We start from the raw sequence: 19,035 nt of genomic DNA on the forward strand, positions 1-19,035 counted from the left end.
TTCTTGGGACAATGCTTAATTTACACGACTTTCAGCCTTAACTGAACCGTATTGAATTAAAGGTGAGTCATTCTGCATCAATCCCTTCCCAAAGTTGAGAAACAGGTAACGTGTTTCCTGTCATAGCATCATGCCAACCTTGGCGAAAACTTTCAATGGCAGATTCGGATATTTCCTTATCCTCTTGGCAACTTTGTTGTTCAGCTTCTTCAGAAACAAGTATAATTACTCTAACACGGCTGTACTTGTCTACACTTAAGGGTAAATCTAAGGATAGTTGACCCTGCTCATCTACAGTAGCCATGACTTCAATTGCTTTCATTGCTTTGACAGTGAGATTTGCTTTTTCCAGTCTAGGATCAATTTGCAGAATTATCGCCCTGCTTTCAGCCACCCAAACACCTGATCAACTGTCAAATCTAGGGGTAAAAATTTCGGTATCGGCAAGCGATCGCCACCTGTAAATTCCATCGGTTCTTGACCAGGAATAAATGCTAAAATTAATCTCTCCTCTGGATCAATTAACCATCCTAGCTGAGTACCATATCTCAGGCAGTGTAAAATATTACTAATAACTTTAGTGGCTCTCTGATTAGGTGAGAGAATTTCTATAGTCCAGTCGGGATAAATTTCAAAGGCATTAGGTACTTCCCCATCAGCCTCAAAAGGGACTCTTTCCCAACTGAATACAGTAGCATCCGGCACAATTGAACGTTCACCAAATGTACAGCGTAACTCCGGAAAGGCGATCGCAATTTTTGGTGTTTCTGCAACTTGATTGACAGCATCACAGAACTTGAATTGCAAGCGGGAGTGTTTGCCTTGAGGCATGGGTTTTTGGTAAATTTGACCAGCAACAAATTCACTGGCTGGCTGAGTTTCTGGCAGTTTGAGGAACTCTGCGAGGGTGAGGGATGGAGAAATTGCTGTTTTCATCGCCTGGGGTTCGGTGTAATTGCCTCTGTATCCGTATTTTATCGTCTTTATGATGATTGTGGAGTTGGGGCGATCGCATGATTACTTTTTACAACCAAGCAGAGATACTGAAAATTAAAGTATAATATACATACATTAAAACTGTTGTAATTACTAATCAATAGTGGAAATCATTGCTGTTTTGATAATTATCGGCGTAATTGTGATTGGTATTTTAGCCAGTCCCATTATTGTGAAACAGCGCCATAATCAAATTAAACGTCGTCCTTTCCCCCCACTGTGGACTGCTATAATTGAAAATCATTTGCCTATATATCTGCAACTTTCACCTGATGAACGTCGGAGACTTCTGGGACATATTCAAGTATTTTTAGCAGAAAAGCAATTCATTGGTTGTGCAGGTTTAGAAGTCACCCTAGAAATGAAAGTAACTATTGCTGCTATGGCTTGTTTACTTTTACTCAACGAACGGGGAAAATACTTCCCAAAACTGCATTCTATTTTAATTTACCCCAGTACATATTTTGTGAATGAAACCATTGATACTGGCAATTATGTAGTTGAAGAAAGACGGGAGGCGCGATTGGGGGAATCATGGACTCAAGGACAAGTAATATTATCTTGGGAAAATGTACAAAAAGATACTGCTAACTGGCAGGATGGACATAATGTTGTACTACACGAATTTGCCCATCAGTTAGATCAAGAAGATGGAACTGCTAACGGTGTACCTATTTTACCGCTTCATGCAGATTATCCGGTGTGGGCGCAGGTGATGACAGCAGAATATGAAAAACTTTGTCATGATATTCCGAGAAAAGTCAAAACTGTGATGGATGGCTATGGTACAACTAATCCCGCCGAGTTTTTTGCCGTAGCTACGGAGACATTCTATGAAAAACCGCGCCAGTTGCAAAAACACCATCCACAACTTTATGAGCAATTACAACGCTATTATCAATTAAACCCCATTCACTGGACTGATTAAATATTATTAGCGTTTATTTGGGATAAATCCATTAAATTCGCCAGTTTATAAACAATTCTCCCGCCCACATTAGCATCCCACTCACCATCACCAACTTCGCAGACATCAAAACCGATAATTTTCCTATCGCTTTTTACCAATTCGCGGAATAAACAAAAAGTTTGCTCTAATTCTAACCCTCCAGGAACCGGAGTACCCGTATTCGGGCAGAGTTTGGGGTCAAGTCCATCCACATCAAAGCTAATATAAACATATTCCGGTAAATGACTGATAATTTCTCGGCATAAATCAATCCAAATGCTCCCAGCGTAAAGCTTTTGTTTAATCATGGGGTCATAGTAAGGGATAATGCGCTGATTTGATTCGTCAATCATTTTTACTTCTTCATGACAAATATCACGGACACCTACCTGTACCAATTTGGATATCTGCGGAATTTTCAGTCCATTAAACATAATGGAAGCATGGGAAAATTCAAACCCTTCATAAGCATCGCGTAAATCTGCGTGGGCATCAATATGTAAAATGCCGTAATTGGGATATTTAGTGGCTAATGCTTGGAAGTAACCTAATGGTACACTGTGATCACCACCAATAACTGCAACACGCTTACCTTTGTTCATTGCTGCTTGACATTGTGCAAACAGCCATTGATTCACCTGTTCACCAGCTTGATTAATTTCTTGGAGTACAGGGGTTAAATCGGGTGTATCTGTCAGTGGTTGACCTTGTGCGAGTCGTTCTATAATTTTGGCGGCTAAGGTTCGATAATGTGCATTTTTTTCTAAAATATCCTGGGGAATTTCTATCATAAAAATTCCTTGTTTCCAGCCATCAGGATGATCGAAATCGAATAAATCTAGTTGAATGGAAGCATCCAAAATCTGCTGTGGTCCGTTCGCTGTACCCGCATTATAGGAGACGGTCACTTCCCAAGGTACAGCAATGACAATCAAGTTTGCAGACTCATAATCGCATGGTAAACCGAAGATGTTGCCATTAATTTCACCTACGCCACTGGGATTGTAGTCTGGTTGTTGAGTAGTCATTGTTTTAGATGGACGGGTAAGCTTTGATCTATACCCAAATATCCTAACTAAAAAATGGGCGTAGATGAATATTGTATGAGTATTGTGGCGATCGCATCCCGCCTTTTGTGCAGTAACTATGACAACCCGGCTATTTGGTCAAAATTGCGCTGATATACCTATTGTTGATAGTTATTCCATGCTTCATCTGAGGAGTGGGGAAATCGGGTTAATGTTGCTTCTTGAATATATGTCATCTAGCATTCCCAAAGATGGTGAAAAACGGCGATAATATTTATGATCACAAACTGCCACTTTGGAATGGAAGCAGAATGTGGGATTTAAAAAATCAATTGTTTTAAATTATGTCTTTAGCTAATCAACAATTTAACTCCTGCGATCAAGTGACTGAACCTGCATGGAAAATTAAGCTGCTGTATGATGGTGAATGCCCTTTGTGTATGCGAGAAGTCAAGTTTTTGCAAAAACGGGATGGTGGTCGAGGTTTAGTGATGTTTGTAGACATTGCGGATGATGATTACATCCCGGAAGAACATGGTGGGGTTGACTTTGAAACGGCTATGGGGCGGATTCATGGCGTGTTACCAGATGGGACGCTAATTCAAAATGTGGCGGTTTTTCGTTGCGTTTATGAAACTCTGGGAATGGGTTGGGTTTATGCCATTACTAAGTTACCAATTTTCGGGGCGATCGCAGATTTTATTTATGGAATTTGGGCTGAATGGCGACTCCCTCTCACCGGAAGACCGAATTTGACAACTATTATTTCCCAACGTCAGCAGAGATGTAACATCGAGGGGCGCTGTCGCATGGATTAAAACGGTGTTTCTGTGTGTAAATGCAGAGTTTTTCCTAGCTGGGGATGTTCAAAGCGCAATTCTCTAGCGTGTAAATGTAACCGACTAGCAACAGCATTGCATCCATAAAGGCGATCGCCTAAAATAGTTACTCCTAATCCTCCCTGATCAGCAGCATGAACTCTCAATTGGTGGGTGCGTCCTGTGAGCGGGATAAACTCAACACGGGTGTAGTTTCCCAACCTCCCCATCACCCGAAATTGAGTAATGCTGGGTTTACCATATTCCCTATTCACTTCTTGATAAGGGCGATTTTGCGGATTTCCCCATAAAGGTAAGTCAATCACACCTTCTTCCTCTGTGATTTCACCTGCAAGGATAGCTTCATAAACCTTATGAATTTGTCGTTGCTGAAATTGCTGGCTCAGTTGGCGATGGGTTTGGCTATTGCGTGTTAAAACTAAAATACCTGAAGTTTCCTGATCTAATCGATGTACCGTCATCATTTCCCCATCATCTGGGAAGCAATAACGCCAACGACTGAGAACACTATCTTGAGTATCCAGATAACGACCAGGAACCGAAAGTAACCCAGAGGGTTTATTCACAGCAATCAGCCATTCATCTTCATAAATAACCGTTAATTCCCTGCAACTGCCTTCCCTTCCCCTAGAAGGTGCTGCAAACTGAGATTTTAACCCCGAAAGCAAAAACCCCATTAACGGCTGACAACGCTCAACACAGGCTGGGTAAAATTCCCCCTGTACTTTCTCCTGATTTTCTGAATTTCCTCCCCACCAAAACTCCGCCATCGCCAAGGGTTTGAATCCATGCTGCGCTGCATAGTGGAGTAATTTCGGCGCACAACAATCACCAGTTCCCGTAGGTATAGACCCTGCTGGCATCAATTGTTGCAACGATACCGACATTCCCAAAAAATTCATCAGGGAATAAGCCTGGTGCATTTGCGCCTGTAACTGGCGAGACAGTGCTTTACGCCGTTGTTTAAGTTCCTGTATCCGTTGGTCTGCGGCTGAAATTGATATTTGTAAAGGTTGCAACACCGTATTTTGTTGAGCTTTAAGTTTGCGGCGTTCAATTCCCTGCTGACGGCTTTCCTCCTGGAGTTTTTCCAAAGCAATACTCAGTGCTTCCCCAGAGAGACTATCGTAAAATAACTGACGTTTAGCCTCACGTTCCTGTTTGCAAGTGCGATGGACTTGGCTCATTACTTGCAACTGCTGCTCAAACTCATCAGATATAACTTGATACTGAACTCGTTCCGGGAGTTTCTGGAGAGTAATCAATTCCTGCTTAATAGCCTCCAGTGCAGCTAAAGTCTGGCTTTCCTCCCCGGCTACATCCTCACGTCCGGGAATCGGCGGAACCCAACCCTCAACTACACTACAACCATTAAGAAGACCAGAAAATGCTTTAAAAACTTGCCTTTCCCCACTAGGCAACTCCACCAGCAAAACACCATACATCTTGCCCTCCCGATTATAAACCCCATCGGTAGCCAATTCGCCCATTAAATCACGAGCGATCGCCTCCACAAAAGCAGTGCGAGGTAATCTCAACAGCGCACCACTTTCCGGACAACGCCCTTCATACCAATAACTAACCATTGAGTCACCCATCAACCCACACCCAAATACTAGCCAAAAATTCTCCTTTCCTCCCTTGGCGAACTTGGCGAACTTGGCGACTTGGCGGTTCAATCAATCTTATTACTCAACAACCGTGCCAATGTGACATGACTCCGACCTAAAGGTACGGAGCTACTAAGAATCACTTCTTAGTTTTCCTAGTTGCTTCCTTTCGACTGCGCTCAATGCCAGTCTTACGGGTTTTCGACTTTGACCTAGACTGAATTTCTTCAGTCCCCGGCAAACCGTCTGCATAGGCGTTTTGGATTCCCGATTGCCCATCGGTACTAATTAATTTAATTCCTCTGTTTCTAATGACTTGACCACTAGCAACATCTCTATCAGTCGTGTAATTGCAACTAGGGCAATGATGCACTCTAACGCTCAAGTCTTTTCTAACTTCTGCACCACATTCAGGACACTCTTGAGAAGTTCCCCTAGCGCTAACTTCAGCAAAGAATTTACCACGTTTCCAACACACGTACTTGGTGATGGTTCGGAATTGTCCAAACCCAGCGTCAAGCATCTGTAACCCAAGCATTCCTTTTGCCAAAGTCCGGTAATCTAAATCTTCCATGAAGACCATATCACCAGCATCACAAAGAGCATGAGCTTGTTTGAAATGGTAATCTTTGCGGGTGTTATCAATCCTGTGGTGAAGTCTAGCAACCTTGATGCGTTGTTTCTCGTAATTTTTAGAGCGCTTCTTTTTCCGAGACAGCCTGCGTTGCATCACTTTCAGGAATTTGGGCGATTTGACGAGAACACCATCACTGGTTGCTAAAAACTTTTCCAGTCCTACATCTACCCCAATGGGATGACCATGCGGCATAGGACTGGGAATATTAACATCACATTGGATGTTGATAGAAGCGTACCAAACATTGGCTTTGTTAATTATCCGAACTTGTTTAACTACAAATCCATTTGGAATTGGGCGATGCAAGTTAATTGGAATCAGTCCCAGTTTAGGCAGTGCAATATGTACTCCTTGCACCGGGTTCTGTTTAAACTGAGGGAACAGCAAAGACTTGAACTGCCCAAATTTTTTAAATCTGGGAAACCCATGCCCAACTTTCTGAAATCCCTCCCATGCTCGGTGCAATTGTTTGAGTGTTTGCTGCAAAACCTGACTTGGTACTTCGCTTAATCGGGAAAATACTTTTTTAGCTTTTGGCAAAGCATTAAGCTGGCGCACTTCGCTAGGGAAAGGAACGTCCGCAGCTATGATATATTCATGACTAATCGAACATCTGTCAACCATGCATTTACGACTATTACACCAGTCCTTAATTTCCCGCAACCCATAGTTGTAGGCAACGCGACAAATATCCATCCACTCAAGAAGTGTCTGTTCTTGGGTGATAGTTGGGTAGATTCGATAGCGGTAATTCATGGTTAGCATTTCACTCTTATACCACATATTTACTAGCACTATTTTCTCTAGTAAATTAAAGCCGTGCTGGCAGCACGGGGTTTTCAACCCAATTATTCGATAACAAGTATAAAATTCAGTAAAAGGAAGGCCAAAAAACGCTGTGCAGATCACATTTTTAGGGACGAGTTCCGGTGTACCCACGCGATCGCGCAATGTTTCCAGCATAGCGCTAAGACTACCCCAAAGAGCAGAACTGTGGTTATTCGACTGTGGCGAAGGTACTCAGCATCAACTATTGCGGAGTGACCTAAAAATGAGTCAACTATCCCGAATCTTCATCACCCATCTGCACGGCGACCATATTTTTGGCTTAATGGGATTGCTAGCTAGTTGCGGGTTAGCAGGTAACGTCCAACGAGTTGATCTCTACGGACCGCCAGGACTAAATGAATATATCCAAGCCGGTATACGTTACTCACACACACACTTTTCCTACCCAGTAAAAGTTCATGTTGTCCATCCCGGAATCATTTATGAAGACAATGAATTTACCGTTAGCTGTACCCCTCTACATCACCGCATTACAGCCTTTGGTTATCGCATCGCCGAAAAAGACCGACCAGGACGCTTTGATATAGAAAAAGCCCAAGCCTTGCAAATTCCATCCGGGCCGATATACGGTCAACTCAAGAATGGTCAAACCGTCAAACTTCCTGACGGGAGAGTCATCAACGGTCAAGAATTATCTGGTCCCACAGAAATTGGCCGGAAGATCGCCTATTGTACAGATACCATTTATTCCGATGGTGCAGTAGAACTAGCACAAGATGCCGATGTGTTGATACATGAAGCTACCTTTGCCCATCAAGATGCAGAATTAGCCTTTCAACGATTGCATTCCACCAGCACAATGGCCGCACAAACCGCCCTAGTAGCTGGGGCGCATCGGTTAATTATGACTCATTTCAGTCCCCGCTATGCTCCGGGAAACAGTATAGAACTAAAAGACTTACTTCATGAAGCCAGGGCAATTTTTCCCAAAACAGATATGGCTTATGACTTCATGGCTTATAGTGTACCCAGACGACGGGAAGCAGAATTGGAGAACCACGCCAGTAAATAACTGGGAACTGTGGGAGGTGTGGGTGGAAGAGGCAGGGGTGCAGGGTGCAGGGGGGGAAATTCCCAATACCTAATCCCCAATACCTAATCCCCAATACCCAATACCCAATACCCAGTCCCCACATTGGTGGTGGCAATATTACAAACAGGAAAATATTTTCTAATTTCACACAAACTTTAATTCCAATATTCAATATTAGTTATCCAGTAACAATTCATCCCAAATTTTGCGTTACTGGATAAATTAGATTATGTATTCATCCTATCCCACTAAATTCAAAAAATATCCTCTATCTCTGTAATGATTATCTGCGTCAGCTTGGTGTAGTCCTAGCAAAACCTTGAATAGCTAACTAAATTAATTGAATATAGCAGTATTTTTATTTATAGTATCAGTATTTTTTCATGCTGTAGATTTCCGATAAAAAATATAATACTTAGCATATTTTATAAAAAATAATACTTAATTTTAGTAACAAGAATAACTATTTATTTAGTTGTACAAACTCTTTATAATCAACCGATAAAACATTTAGTATTATGTTTGGTCTATAGGGTGAAAATCAATCAGTTGTTCGTAATGTTCTCATAAACTTTCATATATAGCGTTTCTGAATTTAGATATTAGAGGAATTTGATAGTGGGTAACACAAGTATGAATCATAACAAACTGGTTCATCACTCTTCAATAAACACAGTTGATGTCAGAAGAATACCTCAAATTTTACTTCGACAACGCTTTTTGTGCTTAGGTATTTCTTGCTTGTTTATCGCAATCACGGGCTTTTTGGCAACCAATACCAAGACAAATTACCGCAGTACAATGCAGATGCTAGTAAACTCCAATTTATATGGAGGTGTCAAATTAAATAATAGTCCTTTAAGTGTAAACAGTGAATTAACTCAACCAAACCTGCCAGTATTTGACTACAGCGCCCAGATTAAATTGATGGTGAGTTCTAAATTAATCCAAAAAGCTGTAGATATTTTGCGTCCCGACTATCCAGGTATTACCGTAGAAGACATTCAGGGTAGTCAGAACAACCAAAACTCACCTTTGGTAGTGCAGCAGTTACAAAATAGAGATGGAATTAATCAAATTCCTAGCCAAATATTTGAAGTCTCATTTCATGATCAAGACCCCGTAAAAACACAAAGAGTGTTGGAAGCTTTACTGCAAGTATATCAGGAATATAATCTAGAGCAACAACAAGAAAGACTTAAGCAAGGACTAACTTTTGTTAGCACCCGCTTACCCCAGATTAAACAAGACCTGAATCAAGCCGAGGAAGACTTAGAAGATTTTCGCAAGAAACACAATATAGTTGATCCAGCAGTACAAAGTAAAATTCTGCTAGAATCTATTGCCGCAATTCAGACACAGCAAAAAACCACTCGCGCCCAAATCAAAGATGTAGAAGCCCGATACGATAACCTGGAACAAAAAATAGCTGACTTATCCCAGGATGCAGAAATCGCTTCTCGTTTAAATCAGTCAAATCGTTATCAATCCCTATTAAGTGAAGTTGAAAGGACTGAAATTGCGATCGCCACAGAGAAAATGCGCTACACAGACGAGTCACCAATAGTCCAACAACTGAAAGAACAACACCAGAGTCAAAAAACCTTATTACAGCAAGAACTGAAAAAATTACTAGGGGAAAAAGCTACAAATGCTAGTAATACCAGAAACTTGCCATCCCTTTCCCAGCAAACAGCACAAGTTGACCCCAGGCTGGTACAAGAATTTATCCAAGCGCAAACAATGCTGAAAGGACTCACTGCTCATCAAAACAGTTTATCTGAGTCCGAAAAGCAACTAACTTCTCAACTGAGCCAATATCCTCAGATCATAGCTGAGTATAACCGCTTACTACCAGCAGTAGAAACTCAACGCAAAATTCTAGAGCAATTACTCCAAACACAACAATATTTAGGATTAAAGATTTCTCAGGGAGGGTTTGATTGGCAAGTATTAGAAGAACCAGGTTTAGGAACAGCGACAACTAACCCCAAATCCATACTTTTACTCGCAGGAGTTGTAGTTAGTCCCATATTAGGCATTGCAGTGGCCTTGGGTTGGGGAATTTTAAATTACACCATTTATTCCGCACATGAATTACAGAAACTCAGCCAAGTAAGATTATTGGGATCTGTACCAAAATTACCAGCCCATAGTTTCAAACCCCGTTTACCTATGTGGTTCCGGCGTAAACAGCGAAATACAGCTTTTTCCCTGGTAGAAACTAGTACCTGGCTACCTTGTCACGAAAGTCTCAATATCATCTACCAAAACCTTCAAATATTCAAGCATCCTTACCCCTTCAAATCCCTGCTATTAACTTCAGCACTATCTAGAGAAGGTAAAACAACCGTAGCCCTGGGGTTAGCGGCTAGTGCAGCCCGGAGACATCAGCGCGTGCTATTAATTGATGCTAATTTGCAGAATCCTTACCTACACAAAAACTTGCAACTGTCTAATGATTGGGGACTATCTTTGTTATTAATCGATGAAGCCAATACTCAAGTTCAAAATTATATCCAACCCATTCACCCTTCCATTGATATTTTGACGGCTGGCCCCACACCAGAAGACACAATTAAGCTCCTGAGCCAAGGACGAATGGCAGAACTGATCAAGTTGTTTGAAGAAACCTATGATTTAGTGCTAATCGATGCTCCCCCGATTTTAGGTACAGTAGATACCCGAATTTTGGCTTCATACTCTCAAGCAACTGTCATGGTGGGACGTATGGGTAAAGTTACTCCCAAGGAATTAATCCAAGCTCTAGAAATTTTGAGCGAATTAAATCTCGTGGGAGTTATTGCTAACGATGTGAGTAACTCTCAAGGGTAAAACCACCAGGGGCAGGGAGAAGAGGCAGGGGTGTGGGGAGTGTGGGGAGTGTGGGAAGTGTGGGGGGAAGAGGCAGGGGTGCAGAGGGGTGCAGGGTGCAGGGGGGAAAAGTTCCTAGTCCCAATACCTAGTCCCCAATACCCAATACCCAATACCTAGTCCCCACTCCCTACTCCCTATTCAATGAGCTGATTTTTCATACTGATCGCATAATGGGGAGGAAGCGGCAACTTCCCAGGGTTGATAAGTGTCTCATCTTAGGTGGTAGACACTATCATCCAGAGCATTAAACAGATACTAAACGTGATTTAAATCATCAGTATGAAATTTCAACTGTTATTAGGTTCTTTATTTTCCCAGATCAAAGTACGTCATTGGTGGATAGGTATCTTTTTCTGGCTGGCTTTAGTAGCCCCAGCTCAAGCGTCTGTAATCCTGCGCGTGGCTATTGAGAGGGGAGTTAATCAGGTGAAAGTTGGCAGTTCCACAACTGCGGTTGTTAAAGATAGTACAGGCCGGACTCTGGGACAATTGCCGGCAATGAGTTCATTTAATGCCCAAACTATACCCGGTGGTGTAGCTTTGGATAGGTGGCAATCTGGTTTATTTTGGATTGAACCTACAGGTGATGGATTTGTTTATATTGGCGATCGCTGGTATCGTGGACGCACCCTAGTTATTCCCACAGATCAAGGTTTAGATGTCGTCAACTGGGTAGATTTAGAAGAATATCTCTACAGCGTCATCGGTGGCGAAATGGACTCTGGATGGCCTCAAGAAGCCCTCAAAGCCCAGGCGATCGCAGCTCGCACCTACGCCCTATACAAACGCAACGAACAGCGTAACCATCCCACTTACGACTTAGGCGCTAGTCCCGACCGTTGGCAAATTTACAAAGGAGTGGTCAGCGAATCTCCCTCAATTTACGCCGCAGTTGATTCTACCGCCGGACAAGTCCTCACCCATAACAATCAAATTATTCTCTCAGTCTTCCATGCCTGTTCTGGAGGACATACAGAAAACGTCGAAGATGTGTGGGGAAATCCCCTCGCCTACCTGCGTGCCGTTCAAGACTACGATCAAAATATCAGCGCCTGTAACTGGGAAAGAACCTTCTCCCCTAATGATATTAGCTCCAGAATTTCTGGTGTAGGTAACGTTAAAGAGATGGTAGCAGAGGCTCACTCCCCTTTCCGCAGCGTTAAAGCTCTTAGAATTGTCGGTGACCAAGGTACAAGAGTCCTAAAAGGTGAACAAGTGCGTACTGCACTCAGACTCAGAAGCACCCGCTTTAATATCACTAGAGCCGCAGATGGTAACTTCGTACTACAAGGACTAGGTTTCGGTCATGGCTTAGGAATGAGCCAATGGGGGGCGTATAATTTAGCTCGACAAGGAGCCAACCACCTGCAAATTTTAGGACATTACTACCAAGGAGTAGCTCTCACACCAATCACAACCAAATAATTGGGGATTGGGGATTGGGTATTAGGGACTGGGTATTGGGAATTTTCCCCCCTGCACCCTGCACCCTGCCCCCCTCCTACCTCTACTCCCCGCTTCCTTCTTGCAAACGCCTTTGCCATTCAGCATCAATTTGAGCAGAACGTTCAATTTCTTGATCTATTAAGTCAGTTTCACTGGAATATACTAAATCTTCGCTACCGATGACCTTTTCTGTCGCAAACTGCTGTGCGTAATTAATCTTTCTCTGTAAACCGTCATCTGGGTTTGCTAATAGTCTAGATCGGGACAGGCGATCGCGGTTACGTGCAGCCAGTTTTTTATTCCGCCACTGAATCCAAAAATAACGCACCAACGGGACACCCAAGAAACCAGCACCATAACCCCACAGCAGCCAATAAATCCCTTGCACAAAAACCACTAATCCACCCAATTGAGCAGCTGCTGTACCATCAGCTATCAACACCCCTAAAATTAAAGCACCCACAAAATTGAGTACACCCAAACCAGCCGCCAGCATCACCTGTCCTGAACTAGCCGCACTAAAACGCCAAGGAAATTCCTCTAAATATGTTGAAACTGACTGATGGCGTGTTTTGCTAGCCTTCACCTGCAACTCAGGGAAATAATAGACAATCTGCCCTTCCGGACTTACCTCTGGTTTGCCATTAAATCGCATTAGCACAGGCAGCATATAATCTTCATACTCTTGCGTATAACTTTCCCCAAGGTTATCTAGATATGGTGCAACTTGTTCTGCTACCACCGCACCCTGATTATTCTGAATTACAGCCCCAACTTCTTGCCATCGGCGTTCTTCTAAATTGGCATTAGGATTACCATCGCCAAACAAGAAAGAAAACACAGCCTCAAAAAAGTTCAAATCACTTTCTTGGCTTCTTTGGGAATGTCTTTGATACTGGCGTTGTTGCTGGCGATCGCGATAATTGGGACTAAAAAACCAAAATAAATCTGGAAAAGGGAAAAAGAATAACCCACCATCCCTAGAACTGCTACTTCTATTGTTACCATTCCGGTCTGAATTGGCGGCAGTAATAATGATAAATATGGTAATAGTTATCAGGGCAATGGAAAGAATCAAGAAAACAGCAAAAGAAATCCGAATCAGGTAGAAAAGAACTTCCCAGACCTTATTCCACCATTCCCGCAGCCGCATCTGAAAATATTTATTACGTAAAACTTCGCGGAAATTTCGCGGAAATTGGTAAACAATATCACCTGTTTCCGCTACTTGTAAATGTCCGCCAGCATCAGAAGCCAGAGCCAATAACCCTTGTCCCGCCTCAGCGACATTCAAGCCAGCATGACTTGATACATCGCCAACCGTAACTCGGTAGCCCAGTTTTTCCACAGCTTGCATAATGGTAGGATTGGGAGTCACTACTCTTCCCTCCTGTTAAAATTTAGTTGAATCTTTCTTCAGTATAAAGTTTTATTTTAGCTAGGGAGTGTGGGAGGTGTGGGGGGAAGAAGATGGTAACTTCACAATGACCAATGACTAATGACTGTAGCTTTTAGTGCCACTTCTCTCATGTTATGATTATTGAGCTTGGCTTGGTTAATTAGCAATTTTTCAGTTCTAAATATGGTTCAATATACTCTCGCTCAAAGCCCAGAAATTATGCTCACCGTTTCTGGAAAAGATTCAGCTAAAGCCCGTGAGAAAGCTATGGATCAGCTGATGGAATTAATGGATGCTGGGAAGTTAACCACAGAACTGGAAGAAGGATTTGGCCCTCAACAATTAATTGAGGTTAAAGAACCTGCTCATAGTTCTACTAGTGGTGAGGACAACATTACACAAGCTGTGCAAATTTTGAATAATCTCGCTACTCTCAAACTGAAAGTGCAAGAAACAAGGGCTGAAGCATTAGAAATTCGCCAGGCCGTTGATATTTTGTTTTTAGATAATCCTGTAACTGAAGAGGAAATTGCTCGTCTCAAGGAAGGATTTAAAGTCTTGAAAAATTTTGCTCAAGCTAATTTGCGTTACCAAGAAGCCCGAACTAAAGCAGAACAAGCACGGCAAATATTAGATCAGGCTTTAAAATCTCCTGAAAAATAATTTTAGAAAATGTTTATATTTGTAAAATCATATCTATTACTAGCCATAAACTTAATTTGTCTCGGCTGTAATATTTTAACTGGGGCGCTAGGATTCGAACCTAGGGATGGCGGGACCAAAACCCGCTGCCTTACCACTTGGCTACGCCCCAACGTTTGACTTAAATAATATAACAGGTTCTACCGGGGTAATGTCAAGTACCTGGAGCAGAAATTTAGAAAAAATAATTTCACTCCATTTTGACACTATTATTTGGTGAGCGGGTGAATTTTCACTTAGACAAAATTTTCTATTTACTGGTTGCAAATTGATTTAAATAGGATATAATGATTAAATTACACCCAAGGGCGGGTGGCGAAATTGGTAGACGCACCACACTCAAAATGTGGCGGCCTTGCGGTCATAGGAGTTCGATTCTCCTCCTGCCCATTTAAAAAACTGAAAATGTATATGTTAAATTTGCCATATACCCTAGTAAAACACTAAGACTATGCAACTAAAAAGATGGGAATCCCCCCGTAGAGAAGGGAGAAACGATAAAGGTAGAGGTGGTTCAGCCAGAAAGCGGCAATTGAAAAAGCAAAAGCAGATGTTACGCCAAAAGCTCAAACAAGCTGACAACCCAAACAACAACAAAAATTATCGCCAGGGGGAAGAAAAAAATCTTCCCCCTTTTTTGTTTTCGGGGGACAAATTCTACCAATTACGCCACTTACCCTGGGATGCAATTTCATTTGTAGAATTGAGTCCGTTACCTTGCAATAAAGCTTGATATTCGGTGGTACTAGCCCAACGGTCAATTTCTCTAGCTCTGAGTACGGGGACTGGATGAGTTAATTGGGATGTCCGCGCTTCTTTGACCATTTCACCCAGTTCGGTTTTACTAATATCATCGTAAGCACGAGCTTGGGCGATAAAAGCATCTAAATTGAGTTGGGGGGCGAGGGTAGGTGAACCACCGGCTAGCTTCATTAATACCGACATTACAACTTTGGGGTCTTGAGTAGCTAGTAATGCGGCGCGATCGCAGGTAAACTCAGCACAGCGTACCCATTCTAATAGTTGTGTTTGTATAGCTTGGGCGATAAAAGTACCCACGTTAGGTACAATTGCCGCAGCTAAAACCAAGAGATTCACAGGTGTTAAATAAACACTATGGTCACACTTGAGATGCCCTAATTCATGGGCTATGACTGCCTGTATTTCCTCTGGTGTGAGCATATCAACTAAGGAGGTATGCATGACAATAAAAGGTTGCTTACCTCGCATCGCAAAGGTATAGGCATTAGGAGCTGGATGTTGGCGGATATACAACTGGGGAGGCTCTATATCCAGGATTTTGCAGGCTTCTAGCAATAGGTTATGTAAATCAGGTAGTTGTTTTTCACCCACCAGCACACTGGAGGCGATATTTTCCACATAAAATACCTGTTCTGCCATTGGGCCGAGCCAATTTCGCACCATCATATCCAGCCCTGGTATCTGCTTGAGAGATGTCGTGGCTTGTAGGTCTAATGGATGACGAAATGAGTCAGCTTTTAAACCGATGAGCGGATTTTTTAACAATGACATAATATAGCAACCTGGAAAAACAAAGTATCCACAACCTCTCAAACCTATTATAACGAGTGCTGAGTTCCCCATGATTGGTGATTGGGAACCCGGCCTCCTCCCTCAGTCCCCAGTCCCCAGTCCCTAGTCCCCAAACTAGCTGGAAATTACCGCTTGAGAATTACTAGTATGAGATGCTGTATCTGCTGGCACATCACCCAGGCGCAGAATTTTTGCTCCTAGTTGCTGTAATTTGAGATCAATACGATCATAGCCCCGATCCAGATGGTGTAATCCCTGAAATATGGTTTCTCCTTCGGCTGCGAGTCCGGCTATAACTAAGGCGGCTGAAGCCCGTAAATCTGTGCCTATCACTGGTGCGCCGGATAACTTCGGGACTCCCCGCACGAAGGCAGCATTACCTTTAACGCGAATGTCTGCTCCCAAGCGATTTAACTCGGAGGCATGACGCAGGCGATTTTCAAAGACAGATTCATTAATCAGGCTGTCACCTTCTGCCACAGCTAGTAAGGACATAAATGGGGCTTGCATATCTGTGGGAAAACCAGGATGAGGTAAGGTTTCAATATCGCTGGCTCTCAGATGTGCTGCTGGGAGAATACGTAAGCATTCTGGTGTCTCCTCAATAATTGTTAAACCAATTTCCCGTAGTTTAGCAATGATTGGGATTAAGTGGTTTGGTAACACTGGTGAGAGACTAATTTCTGAACGAGTTATGGCTCCAGCGACTAAAAAGGTTCCGGCTTCGATGCGGTCTGGAATAATGCTGTAGTCCACAGAATGCAGTTTGGGAACACCCACAATGGTAATCTGACTGCTGCCTGCACCTTGAATCTTGGCTCCCATTGCGTTGCAGAAATTGGCTAAATCAACCACTTCTGGCTCCCGTGCAGCGTTTTCGAGAATGGTTTCACCATCTGCGAGGGTGGCGGCCATCATTAATGTTTCTGTTGCACCGACGCTGGGGCTATCTAGGTAGATTTTGGCTCCTTGTAATCTGCCGCTACTACCTGGAATATAGGCGTTACAAATGCCATGTTCAATCTGCACTTCAGCGCCCATTGCTTGCAGTCCTCGGACGTGCAAATCAACTGGCCTAGCTCCAATGGCGCAACCACCTGGTAATGGCATTTGTGCTACTCCTAACCGGGCTAAAATTGCCCCAATAGCAAAAAAACTTGCTCTTAATTGGGTAACTAGTTCGTAAGGAGCTTTTGATGTGGTGATTTCGCTGGCGTTGATATCTAATGTGTCGCCTTCTCTGGTGAGGCGAATACCTAACGCTGATAAAACCTGACTCATCCGCTCTACGTCTGCCAATAAGGGAACGTTGCGGATGCGACAATCGCCTGAACACAGCAAGGAGCCAGCCATGATTACCAGTGCGGAGTTTTTAGCCCCACTGATTTTTACATGACCTTGCAGAGGATGCCCACCCCATATTTGCAAGACTGAGGAGTCTGCTTCCGGAGTTAGTTTAGCATCTGGTAAGCTGCTAGAAGGATTAATAAGCCTACCTCCAAAAAAATACTTACTTTTATAGGTTAGAAGTTGGTTTTGATTCTACAGTAAAGAGTTGGTTTCTGCTATATAAAAGCTAGATAAATCTAGACATTTACTTCTTACTTCAATGGGAGCATGGAAGCGGTTATCCCTCAGCATTTAACAATTGTAGCCAAAAGATCCTACAAGCGGATCAGGGAATCTTTGCGGCATGGCAGTTGACAAAGATAAATATTTAAGTAATAATAGTAAGCTGTCGATGAAAATAATTGCAAGCGGAACTGGCGGAATTGGCAGACGCGCTAGATTCAGGTTCTAGTGCCGCAAGGCTTCCGGGTTCAAGTCCCGGGTTCCGCATATTATTTTGGGATCAGTGGAAAATCAGTAATCCCCTATTGTGTTAACTAGTCTGCAAAATTCTTTAGTCAAACAAATCCGCAAGCTGCACTCTAGGAAAGAGCGTCATCAGCAGCAATTATGTTTACTGGAAGGTACGCACCTGTTGCAAGAGGCTTGTGTGGTGAATTATCCCCTGGTGACAGTTTGTTGTACTCCGGAATGGCAAATCAGCCACCCGTTATTGTGGGAAACTGCTTGTAGCCAGAGTGAAAGGGTAGAAATTGTTAGTAAGGAAATTTTAGCGGCGATCGCCACCACAGTGCAACCAGATGGTGTAATTGCTACCGCTAAACGCATGGGTAATTCAACTCAAGTCCCTTTAACTGGTTTGGTTCTAGCACTGGAAACTATCCAAGATCCGGGTAATTTGGGGACAATAATTCGCACTGCTGCGGCTACTGGCGCAACGGGGTTATGGCTGAGTGAAGATAGTGTTGATGTCGATAGCCCTAAAGTTTTGCGCGCTTCGGCGGGACAGTGGTTTCGTGTCGCTACAGCAGTGAGTGCAGATTTAAAAGCAATAGTTAAACAAAGTCAGGAATCCGGAATGCAGGTGGTAGCAACTTTACCGACGGCTAATTTAACTTACTGGGATGTGGACTGGCGCAAACCCAGTTTAATTTTATTGGGTAATGAAGGTGCTGGTTTGTCCCCTGATTTAGCTAATATGGCTGATCAGCAGGTAAAAATACCTCTAAATCCAGGTGTAGAGTCTTTGAATGTGGCGATCGCAGCTGCTTTAATGTTATACGAAGCTCAACGACAAATCAGTAATTCTGCTTGATTACTCTTTTTCTTTTTGGTCAAAATATGCTTCAATATCAGCAACAGCATCCTCAAATTCTGCTAAATCAATCTCTGTCGTATCTGCAAGTTTTGCTTTCTTTGATTCCTCTGGAGATTTTTTTTGCAAAATATCCTCTAATTGCTCTAGGGATTCCTGAAACTTTTGATCTGCGGCGCGACGGTCTGAATCCTGATTTTGCTCCATAATAAATATTGATTGGAAAATCCTAAATTAGTAGCGGAATTTTGATGGCTATTTTTATATATGCAAATTTTGTTTATAGGGGCAAATAGCCAATAACACTGTATTAACTCTATACATTAAACATCTGGACGGCAAGTTTAGTTCCCATAACCCGCCTCTAATTTCCTGATATAGCTAGGGAGTAGGGAGTACAGGGTCAGCGCATCTCAAACCCTGTTGACAAGAGGACTTGCCTAATCAGCAA

At 42.8% G+C, this 19,035-nt stretch carries 17 protein-coding genes and 3 tRNA genes; 10 read left to right on the forward strand and 10 right to left on the reverse strand.

All coding sequences use genetic code 11. The features are described 5' to 3' along the window. Positions 1 to 67: 67 nt before the first annotated feature. Positions 68 to 394 carry a type II toxin-antitoxin system RelN family antitoxin gene (locus ACM0OP_RS19775; protein ID WP_414530135.1) on the reverse strand — a complete coding sequence of 109 codons (327 nt, stop codon included), beginning with the start codon at positions 392 to 394 and terminating at the stop codon, positions 68 to 70. Continuing rightward, on the reverse strand, positions 373 to 936 hold the full coding sequence (locus ACM0OP_RS19780) for a Uma2 family endonuclease (RefSeq protein WP_414530136.1): 564 nt from the start codon (positions 934 to 936) through the stop codon (positions 373 to 375). The genes ACM0OP_RS19775 and ACM0OP_RS19780 overlap by 22 nt, the downstream gene beginning before the upstream one ends. A gap of 160 nt (positions 937 to 1,096) precedes the next feature. On the opposite strand from ACM0OP_RS19780, the gene ACM0OP_RS19785 reads away from it, so the two are divergent. Next, positions 1,097 to 1,924 (forward strand): M90 family metallopeptidase, encoded by an 828-nt coding sequence (locus ACM0OP_RS19785; RefSeq protein WP_414530150.1) that lies wholly within the window; start codon positions 1,097 to 1,099, stop codon positions 1,922 to 1,924. Here ACM0OP_RS19785 and speB read toward each other — a convergent pair. Then, entirely contained in the window at positions 1,921 to 2,973 is a 1,053-nt protein-coding gene (gene speB, locus ACM0OP_RS19790) for an agmatinase SpeB (protein ID WP_414530137.1), read from the reverse strand. The two genes, ACM0OP_RS19785 and speB, sit on opposite strands and share 4 nt — an antisense overlap. Before the next feature lie 118 nt (positions 2,974 to 3,091). Between speB and ACM0OP_RS19795 the strand changes: the two genes are divergently transcribed. Then, complete coding sequence (locus ACM0OP_RS19795) at positions 3,092 to 3,244, forward strand: hypothetical protein (RefSeq protein WP_414530138.1); 153 nt, start codon at positions 3,092 to 3,094, stop codon at positions 3,242 to 3,244. 73 nt (positions 3,245 to 3,317) lie between these two features. Then, a complete protein-coding gene (locus ACM0OP_RS19800; RefSeq protein ID WP_414530139.1) occupies positions 3,318 to 3,791 on the forward strand; it encodes a thiol-disulfide oxidoreductase DCC family protein in 474 nt (157 codons plus the stop codon). On the opposite strand, the gene ACM0OP_RS19805 is transcribed toward ACM0OP_RS19800, so the two are convergent. Both ACM0OP_RS19805 and ACM0OP_RS19810 read right to left on the reverse strand, forming a co-directional pair. Further along, positions 3,788 to 5,398: an RluA family pseudouridine synthase gene (locus ACM0OP_RS19805; protein ID WP_414530140.1), complete on the reverse strand. Its 1,611-nt coding sequence runs from the start codon at positions 5,396 to 5,398 to the stop codon at positions 3,788 to 3,790. The genes ACM0OP_RS19800 and ACM0OP_RS19805 overlap by 4 nt on opposite strands. Positions 5,399 to 5,561: 163 nt before the next feature. Further along, positions 5,562 to 6,815, reverse strand: coding sequence for an RNA-guided endonuclease InsQ/TnpB family protein (locus ACM0OP_RS19810; RefSeq protein ID WP_414530141.1), 1,254 nt, complete (start codon positions 6,813 to 6,815; stop codon positions 5,562 to 5,564). A 142-nt stretch (positions 6,816 to 6,957) separates the two neighbouring features. Here ACM0OP_RS19810 and ACM0OP_RS19815 point away from each other — a divergent pair, with 142 nt between their 5' ends. From ACM0OP_RS19815 to ACM0OP_RS19825, 3 genes are all read left to right on the forward strand, one after another. Then, positions 6,958 to 7,920, forward strand: coding sequence for a ribonuclease Z (locus tag ACM0OP_RS19815; RefSeq protein ID WP_414530142.1), 963 nt, complete (start codon positions 6,958 to 6,960; stop codon positions 7,918 to 7,920). Positions 7,921 to 8,574: 654 nt separating this feature from the next. Further along, positions 8,575 to 10,776, forward strand: a complete 2,202-nt coding sequence (locus ACM0OP_RS19820; RefSeq protein ID WP_414530143.1) for a GumC family protein — start codon at positions 8,575 to 8,577, stop codon at positions 10,774 to 10,776. Between the two features lie 321 nt (positions 10,777 to 11,097). Next, on the forward strand, positions 11,098 to 12,243 hold the full coding sequence (locus ACM0OP_RS19825) for a SpoIID/LytB domain-containing protein (protein ID WP_414530144.1): 1,146 nt from the start codon (positions 11,098 to 11,100) through the stop codon (positions 12,241 to 12,243). Between the two features lie 82 nt (positions 12,244 to 12,325). On the opposite strand, the gene ACM0OP_RS19830 is transcribed toward ACM0OP_RS19825, so the two are convergent. Beyond that, the gene (locus ACM0OP_RS19830; RefSeq protein WP_414530145.1) at positions 12,326 to 13,642 is read right to left on the reverse strand and encodes a hypothetical protein; all 1,317 of its coding nucleotides are present in this window, start codon (positions 13,640 to 13,642) and stop codon (positions 12,326 to 12,328) included. Between the two features lie 204 nt (positions 13,643 to 13,846). Here ACM0OP_RS19830 and ACM0OP_RS19835 point away from each other — a divergent pair, with 204 nt between their 5' ends. After that, the gene (locus tag ACM0OP_RS19835; RefSeq protein WP_414530146.1) at positions 13,847 to 14,326 is read left to right on the forward strand and encodes a hypothetical protein; all 480 of its coding nucleotides are present in this window, start codon (positions 13,847 to 13,849) and stop codon (positions 14,324 to 14,326) included. 79 nt (positions 14,327 to 14,405) lie between these two features. On the opposite strand, the gene ACM0OP_RS19840 is transcribed toward ACM0OP_RS19835, so the two are convergent. Continuing rightward, positions 14,406 to 14,477: transfer RNA gene (locus ACM0OP_RS19840), tRNA-Gln, on the reverse strand. A gap of 194 nt (positions 14,478 to 14,671) precedes the next feature. On the opposite strand from ACM0OP_RS19840, the gene ACM0OP_RS19845 reads away from it, so the two are divergent. Continuing rightward, a tRNA-Leu gene (locus ACM0OP_RS19845) sits at positions 14,672 to 14,755 on the forward strand. A 267-nt stretch (positions 14,756 to 15,022) separates the two neighbouring features. Here ACM0OP_RS19845 and ACM0OP_RS19850 read toward each other — a convergent pair. Together ACM0OP_RS19850 and murA are read right to left on the reverse strand one after the other, a co-directional pair. Further along, positions 15,023 to 15,898, reverse strand: coding sequence for a M48 family metallopeptidase (locus tag ACM0OP_RS19850; RefSeq protein WP_414530147.1), 876 nt, complete (start codon positions 15,896 to 15,898; stop codon positions 15,023 to 15,025). 135 nt (positions 15,899 to 16,033) lie between these two features. After that, complete coding sequence (murA, locus tag ACM0OP_RS19855) at positions 16,034 to 17,407, reverse strand: UDP-N-acetylglucosamine 1-carboxyvinyltransferase (protein WP_414530151.1); 1,374 nt, start codon at positions 17,405 to 17,407, stop codon at positions 16,034 to 16,036. 269 nt (positions 17,408 to 17,676) lie between these two features. On the opposite strand from murA, the gene ACM0OP_RS19860 reads away from it, so the two are divergent. After that, positions 17,677 to 17,758: transfer RNA gene (locus tag ACM0OP_RS19860), tRNA-Leu, on the forward strand. 40 nt (positions 17,759 to 17,798) lie between these two features. Continuing rightward, positions 17,799 to 18,584 carry a TrmH family RNA methyltransferase gene (locus tag ACM0OP_RS19865; RefSeq protein WP_414530148.1) on the forward strand — a complete coding sequence of 262 codons (786 nt, stop codon included), beginning with the start codon at positions 17,799 to 17,801 and terminating at the stop codon, positions 18,582 to 18,584. Here ACM0OP_RS19865 and ACM0OP_RS19870 read toward each other — a convergent pair whose 3' ends face one another. After that, positions 18,585 to 18,791: a hypothetical protein gene (locus ACM0OP_RS19870; protein ID WP_414530149.1), complete on the reverse strand. Its 207-nt coding sequence runs from the start codon at positions 18,789 to 18,791 to the stop codon at positions 18,585 to 18,587. Between the last annotated feature and the right edge of the window lie 244 nt (positions 18,792 to 19,035).

Origin of the sequence: Nodularia chucula CCY0103, from assembly GCF_963923915.1 — a bacterium.
Classification (GTDB): domain Bacteria; phylum Cyanobacteriota; class Cyanobacteriia; order Cyanobacteriales; family Nostocaceae; genus Nodularia; species Nodularia chucula.

Coding starts and splice junctions, on each gene's coding strand:
- ACM0OP_RS19810 (WP_414530141.1), bottom strand. CDS start 6,815: ATGAATTACCGCTATCGAATCTACCCAACTATCACCCAAGAACAGACA.
- ACM0OP_RS19825 (WP_414530144.1), top strand. CDS start 11,098: ATGAAATTTCAACTGTTATTAGGTTCTTTATTTTCCCAGATCAAAGTA.
- ACM0OP_RS19835 (WP_414530146.1), top strand. CDS start 13,847: ATGGTTCAATATACTCTCGCTCAAAGCCCAGAAATTATGCTCACCGTT.
- ACM0OP_RS19795 (WP_414530138.1), top strand. CDS start 3,092: ATGACAACCCGGCTATTTGGTCAAAATTGCGCTGATATACCTATTGTT.
- ACM0OP_RS19820 (WP_414530143.1), top strand. CDS start 8,575: ATGAATCATAACAAACTGGTTCATCACTCTTCAATAAACACAGTTGAT.
- ACM0OP_RS19780 (WP_414530136.1), bottom strand. CDS start 936: ATGAAAACAGCAATTTCTCCATCCCTCACCCTCGCAGAGTTCCTCAAA.
- ACM0OP_RS19870 (WP_414530149.1), bottom strand. CDS start 18,791: ATGGAGCAAAATCAGGATTCAGACCGTCGCGCCGCAGATCAAAAGTTT.
- ACM0OP_RS19800 (WP_414530139.1), top strand. CDS start 3,318: ATGTCTTTAGCTAATCAACAATTTAACTCCTGCGATCAAGTGACTGAA.
- ACM0OP_RS19850 (WP_414530147.1), bottom strand. CDS start 15,898: ATGTCATTGTTAAAAAATCCGCTCATCGGTTTAAAAGCTGACTCATTT.
- speB (WP_414530137.1), bottom strand. CDS start 2,973: ATGACTACTCAACAACCAGACTACAATCCCAGTGGCGTAGGTGAAATT.
- ACM0OP_RS19805 (WP_414530140.1), bottom strand. CDS start 5,398: ATGGTTAGTTATTGGTATGAAGGGCGTTGTCCGGAAAGTGGTGCGCTG.